Source organism: Veillonella sp. (assembly GCF_019414865.1).
Lineage (GTDB): Bacteria > Bacillota > Negativicutes > Veillonellales > Veillonellaceae > Veillonella.
On the sequence record NZ_DXLG01000094.1, the window covers coordinates 1 to 6,246 of the forward strand.

6 protein-coding genes and 1 tRNA gene are annotated in these 6,246 nt (G+C 38.6%); all 7 read left to right on the forward strand.

The window, feature by feature from the left end; translation table 11 throughout:
* The first annotated feature begins 117 nt into the window (after window positions 1-117).
* The 7 genes from QZ334_RS06290 to QZ334_RS06320 all read left to right on the forward strand — a co-directional run bounded on the left by QZ334_RS06290 (window position 118) and on the right by QZ334_RS06320 (window position 6,241).
* A complete protein-coding gene (locus QZ334_RS06290) occupies window positions 118-1,788 on the forward strand; it encodes a formate--tetrahydrofolate ligase (RefSeq protein WP_295232881.1) in 1,671 nt (556 codons plus the stop codon).
* 150 nt (window positions 1,789-1,938) lie between these two features.
* Window positions 1,939-2,556: a cyclodeaminase/cyclohydrolase family protein gene (locus QZ334_RS06295; protein WP_295232884.1), complete on the forward strand. Its 618-nt coding sequence runs from the start codon at window positions 1,939-1,941 to the stop codon at window positions 2,554-2,556.
* 248 nt (window positions 2,557-2,804) lie between these two features.
* Window positions 2,805-4,133, forward strand: a complete 1,329-nt coding sequence (locus QZ334_RS06300) for a nucleobase:cation symporter-2 family protein (protein ID WP_105085990.1) — start codon at window positions 2,805-2,807, stop codon at window positions 4,131-4,133.
* 228 nt (window positions 4,134-4,361) lie between these two features.
* Window positions 4,362-4,802 carry an MOSC domain-containing protein gene (locus QZ334_RS06305; RefSeq protein WP_060924025.1) on the forward strand — a complete coding sequence of 147 codons (441 nt, stop codon included), beginning with the start codon at window positions 4,362-4,364 and terminating at the stop codon, window positions 4,800-4,802.
* Between the two features lie 25 nt (window positions 4,803-4,827).
* Window positions 4,828-5,793, forward strand: coding sequence for a GTP 3',8-cyclase MoaA (gene moaA, locus QZ334_RS06310; RefSeq protein WP_295232889.1), 966 nt, complete (start codon window positions 4,828-4,830; stop codon window positions 5,791-5,793).
* A gap of 1 nt (window position 5,794) precedes the next feature.
* Window positions 5,795-6,097, forward strand: a complete 303-nt coding sequence (locus tag QZ334_RS06315) for a hypothetical protein (RefSeq protein WP_295232892.1) — start codon at window positions 5,795-5,797, stop codon at window positions 6,095-6,097.
* Between the two features lie 82 nt (window positions 6,098-6,179).
* A tRNA-Lys gene (locus QZ334_RS06320) sits at window positions 6,180-6,241 on the forward strand.
* Window positions 6,242-6,246 lie beyond the last annotated feature (5 nt).

A 6,246-nucleotide genomic window follows, 5' to 3' on the forward strand; every position in this document is an offset into this window, starting at 1 on the left:
TTCATATATAATAGATTACTGTAGTTGTACAAATATACATCTGCAGTAGACAATTAATATTAAATAGTAAATATTAGATAATATGTTTATAGATGGCCATGGTGCCAAGGAGGCTTTATGTTAAGCGATATTGAGATTGCCCAACAGAATAAAATGGAAAAAATTCAGGTCATTGCAGATAAATGCGGTTTAACACCTGATGATATTGAACAATATGGTCATTATAAAGCGAAGATTTCCTTCGATGCTATTCGACGTTTAGAAGATAAGCCAGTTGGTAAATTGGTGTTAGTTACGGCTATTACACCGACGCCAGCAGGTGAAGGTAAGTCTACAACGAGCATTGGTCTTGTACAAGGGTTACAAAAAATTGGCAAAAATGCTATTGCCACATTGCGCGAGCCATCCTTAGGTCCTGTATTTGGCATTAAGGGCGGTGCAGCAGGGGGCGGTTACGCTCAAGTTGTACCAATGGATGATATTAACCTTCATTTTACAGGTGATATGCATGCTATTACAGCAGCTAATAATTTATTGTCCGCGATGATTGACAATCACATCCATCAAGGCAATGAATTGCAAATCGATTTGCGCCAATTATCTTGGACTCGTGTTTTAGATATGAATGACCGTGCCCTTCGTAATGTTACCGTAGCACTTGGCGGTAAAGTGTGTGGTTTCCCACGAGAAGATCACTTCATGATTACTGTTGCTTCTGAAATCATGGCTATTCTTTGCTTGGCTAAAGATCTAGAAGATTTAAAAGAACGCTTTGGTCGTATCGTTATCGGCTGTAATTTAGCAGGTGAGCCTGTTTATGTTCATCAACTTGGTTGCCAAGGTGCGATGGCCCTTCTTATGAAAGATGCTATAAAGCCGAATTTAGTACAAACATTAGAACATACACCAGCTATCGTTCACGGTGGTCCATTTGCTAACATCGCTCATGGTTGTAACTCCATCGTAGCTACAAAGTTGGGCCTTAAATTAGGCGATATTGTAGTTACTGAAGCTGGTTTTGGTGCTGACTTAGGGGCTGAAAAGTTCCTTGACATTAAATGTCGTTACGGTGAAATTTTCCCTGATACAATTGTAATCGTAGCTACATTGCGTGCTCTTAAAATGCATGGTGGTGTGCCTAAACAAGAACTTAGCACTGAAAATGTTGAAGCTGTTACAAAAGGTTTCAGCAATTTGCAAAAAGCCATCGAAAATATGCGTTACTTCAATGTACCTGTATTGGTAGCAATTAATAAATTTGCTACCGATACCGATGCAGAGATTGCTGAATTGACTCGTCTCTGTGATGACTTTGGTGTACCTGTAGAGCTCAATGAATGTTGGGAAAAAGGCGGCGAAGGCGGCATTGATATGGCGAAAAAGGTCGTAGAATTGCTTGAAGATTCTAAACCAACACCTAAATTCGTATATGATTTAGAAGATAGCTTAGAAGAAAAGGTAAATAAAATCGTTAAAACCATTTATGGTGGCGATGGCGTTATCTTTACAGATAAAGCTAAAAAGCAAATTAAACAATTAGCTGATTGGGGTCTTGATCGTTTACCTGTATGTATGGCAAAAACACAATACTCCTTATCTGATAATCCAGCTTTATTAGGGGCACCGAAAGGATTTACTATTACCGTATCCGATATTCGCGTTGCTAATGGAGCAGGCTTTATCGTATGCCGTACCGGTGATGTAATGGTTATGCCTGGCCTTCCTAAACGTCCTGCCGCTCTTAATATGGATATCGAAGCAGATGGTACGATTAAAGGTTTATTCTAATATAAATTCCTTGTAGTACACATTTTCTTAACTACCCATAGGTAGTGTCTGCTTTCACTAGTTTATATAGTGTGTTACCTGTATATTTTTATAGAAATGACAAAGCGATAACAAGGATAGCTTGTTATCGCTTTTACATGAGGTCTTGTTATGAATTTAGTAGAACAACGTGTTGTAGATTTTGTAGCAGCTATTGCATCTAAAGAACCAACTCCAGGTGGTGGAGCCATTGCGGCCTTAACGGCTGCAACGGGGGCAGCATTAGCTGAAATGGTGGCGAATTTAACCTTTGGTAAAAAGGGATATGAAGATGTTCAATCTGACATGAAAGATCTTCAAGCTAAAGCGGAATCTATTCGTAATCGCATGCTCGAATTATCTCAAGCTGATGCAGATGTATTTAATATCTTTATGAATGCCTTAGGTTTGCCAAAGAATACAGATGAAGAAAAGGCTAAACGTACTGCCGCTATTCAACAAGCTTATAAAGATGCTGCAATGGTTCCCTTTGAAATCGGCGAGTTAGCCTATCAAATCTTTGATTTAGCAGAGCTAGCCTCTAAAAAAGGTAATCAAAATCTTATTACTGATGGTATTATTGCTGCAATCAATGCTCGAGCTGCAGTAAAGGCAGCATTCCTAAACGTACGTATTAATTTATCAGGTATTAAAGACGAAGCATTTGTAGCTGATATAACCACAAAAATGAATGCTATTGAAACTGGTTTAGATGATAAAGAAGCTGCAATTATAGCGTTATATGTATAGCCAGCTCAAAATAGCAGTTTAAAACAGCAGATTAAAATAACAAGATATACGACTGTATATACTAATCAATAATACTGTGGACGATTTCGAACGATTAAGGTTTTTAAAAATCTAACGTTCGGAAAAATATCGAAAGAGAACTTATTATTTCTTTTAAAAATAATGAGTTCTCTTTTTTCTATTGTTAAAATCCGAACGATAGTGTAAAATAAATGGGTGTTATTTCGAGGTTTGATGTAGGAGACATTATGACAGATCAAAAACAAATGAATACGGTCGATAGTATGTTGCCAATACCACAGCTCTTTGCCTTTGGTTTACAACACGTACTGGCCATGTATGCAGGTGCCGTTGCTGTACCTATTATTGTGGCACAGGCCATGAATTTACCTATGGAAGATTTGATTCGATTAATTACAGCGGACTTATTTACCTGCGGTATCGCCACATTAATCCAAACATTAGGTTTTGGTAAAATTGGTGGACGTATTCCTATGATCCAAGGTGTTACCTTTGCTTCTGTTGGACCTATGGCCATGATTGGTGCTCAGCATGGTATGACTGCTATTTATGGTGCTATTATCATAGCCGGTTTATTTACCTTCTTGATAGCTCCCTTCTTTAGTCGTCTTATTCGCTTATTCCCACCTGTAGTTACAGGTACAATTATTACCATTATCGGTATTAACTTGATGCCAGTTGCTATTAATTGGATGGGCGGCGGTATAGGTAATCCTCAATTTGGTAGTTTTACTAATATTGGACTAGGGTTCCTTACCTTCTTAATTGTAGTATTTGTTTATAAATTTGCCAAAGGATTCTTTAGTAATCTTTCTGTACTAATTGGTTTGATTGCAGGTACAGCAATTGCGTTTGCCATGGGCGTTACAAACTTTGATGAAGTTGGTCGTTCCCACTGGATTGCGTTTATTGAGCCTTTCTATTTCGGATTACCAACCTTTGATTGGGCGTCTGTACTTTCCATGATTATCGTAATGCTCGTAGTTATGGTAGAAACAACTGGTGATAGTATCGCTATTGGTGAAATCGTAGACAAGCCAATTGGTCGTAAAGAACTTGCTTCTATTATTCGTGCTGATGGGGTATCTACAATTATTGGTGGTATTCTTAATAGCTTTCCTTATACAGCATTCGCTCAAAATGTTGGTCTTATTGCCGTAACAGGTGTTAAGAGTCGCTTTGTTGTAGCTGCATCTGGTGTAATCTTAATTTTATTGGGGTTATTCCCTAAATTAGCGGCTATCGTAGCTAGCATTCCGAATGCCGTGTTGGGCGGTGCTGGTATTGCCATGTTCGGTATGATCGTTGCTAGTGGTATTCGTTCCTTAGGAAAGGTTAGCTTTGAAGGCAACCATAATTTAATGCTCGTAGCTATCAGTATTGGTGTAGCTATGATTCCAATTGCAGCGCCAAACTTTTATGCTAATTTCCCTGCGTGGGCACAAATTATTTTAAAATCTGGTATTACTTTCGGTAGTATTATGGCAATTTTGCTTAATTTACTACTTAATGGTGTTAATCGTGGTGACGAAATTAAAGAAATGGGTCGCCGATAAAAATTACTAAAAAAGAACTCTGTTCCTTGGAGCAGAGTTCTTTTTTAGTGATTAAATTCACAGGAAATTTGTGTGAATACTATGCTATAATAAATAGATAATTGTAGAAAAATTTTGTGATGCTTTCAGTAACATGAAAATTATAAAAATGACTGCAATTACATATTGAAATAAAGTTATGTATATATGTATATATATGGTATGTTCCCATAAGAAGGGAAGGGTTACATGGCAGACGGAAAAATTATTGCTATCTCCATTAGTGAGAGAAAAGGGCAAAAGAAACATAATATTGAATCCGCTAATCTTATCGTAGATCATGGTATGGAAGGTGATGCGCACGCAGGCAATTGGCATCGTCAAATCAGCTTGCTTGGTATTGCAAGCATCGATCATATGCGTGCCCAAGGAGCGGATGTAAAACCTGGTGATTTTGCAGAAAATATCACTGTTGAAGGTATGGTGCTTTACGAATTGGCTGTAGGCACACAATTACAAATTGGTAAGGATGTAATTCTTGAAATTACTCAAATTGGTAAGGAATGTCATCATGGCTGTGAAATCATGAAACAAGTAGGATCTTGTATCATGCCTACACAAGGCATCTTTGGCAAAGTCCTTAAAAATGGTACCATTCACGTAGGTGATGAAGTATCTATTATCAAATAACTTAGTCGTACAAACGAGGTGTGTTATGAAAGACGCATGGGGCCGTACAATTGAATATGTACGTCTGTCATTGACAGATGCGTGTAATTTTTGTTGTCCCTATTGTCGACCTGCTGAAATTACACCTCAAAGTCAAACCCAATTATTATCAGTTGATGAATGGATGACTATTTTAGGTGCCTTCCATCGTATCGGCGTGAAAGCGGTACGTTTAACTGGTGGCGAGCCATTGCTATATCCTCATATTGAAGAGCTTTTAACTCGTATCAAGGATACTGGTTGGTTTGAAGATATATCTATGACTACTAATGGTAGCTTGCTTGCATCTCGAGCACAACGATTGAAAAAACTTGGTTTGAACCGAGTGAATATCAGTCTAGATTCTCTTGAAAGTGACGCTTTTGCCACTTGTGTAGGCAAAGAGGGGCAGCTAGATTCCGTATTAGATGGTATTCGCAGTGCTATTAGCGAGAATTTTAAATCAGTAAAGATTAATACCGTATTATCTCGCCATTGGTCTGATGATGAAGTTAAATCTTTATTACAGTATGTAGAAAAGTGGCCTGTTGTATGGCGTTTTATTGAATATATGCCATTCCAAGGCGATGCGTTCCATGGTCCAACCTTTGATGAGTGGAAGGCTCAATTAGAACGTGTTAGTGGAGGTCCGCTTACAGAAGTGCATTCCGTTTATGGCTTTGGTCCTGCTACGTACTTAGCGTTACCAAGTGGAAAGGCTATAGGCTTTATCTTTTCTATGTCTCATAGCTACTGCGATACATGTAATCGCGTTCGTCTTACATCAGATGGGCAAATGCGCTTATGCTTGTTGCGTGATGATGAGGCTGATCTTGTATCTCTTGTACGCAATGGTGCTACAAAGGAGGACTTAGCCTTGCATATTGAACGTGCGTTGCAACGTAAACAAGAACGTCATGATGGAATAGGGATGGAACAACCAGAACGTCCTATGTGGCGCATTGGAGGATAATATGGGATTTTTTGATTTTCTAAAACCAAGATCAAAGGAACATATTGAAGAATGCTGGCCTGGTGGCAAGATGCTTCAAGTCCATATCGAATATGATACTAAATCCTCTGTAATTACCTACAAGGGCCGTTATGGATTGCAATTTAATGTGCCAAAGGCTGATGTGACAAACATTATTATTAAAGAGGTAAGTCGTACGCATAGTGTTCTTCAACTATATAGTGGTGCTGACTGCGTAGGGACTAGTGATATTCTCCCTACGGAGGCTTGTAATACGATGAAGGATTGGCTAGGACGATATTGATGTATATGTTTTATAGGAATGTAATAAATATTCTTTACATTCCTATAAAATAGGCATATAATTAGTCGTGTCATGGACCACTAGCTCAGCTGGCAGAGCACCTGACTCTTAATCAGGGTGTCCAGGGTTCGAACCCCTGATCGCGCACT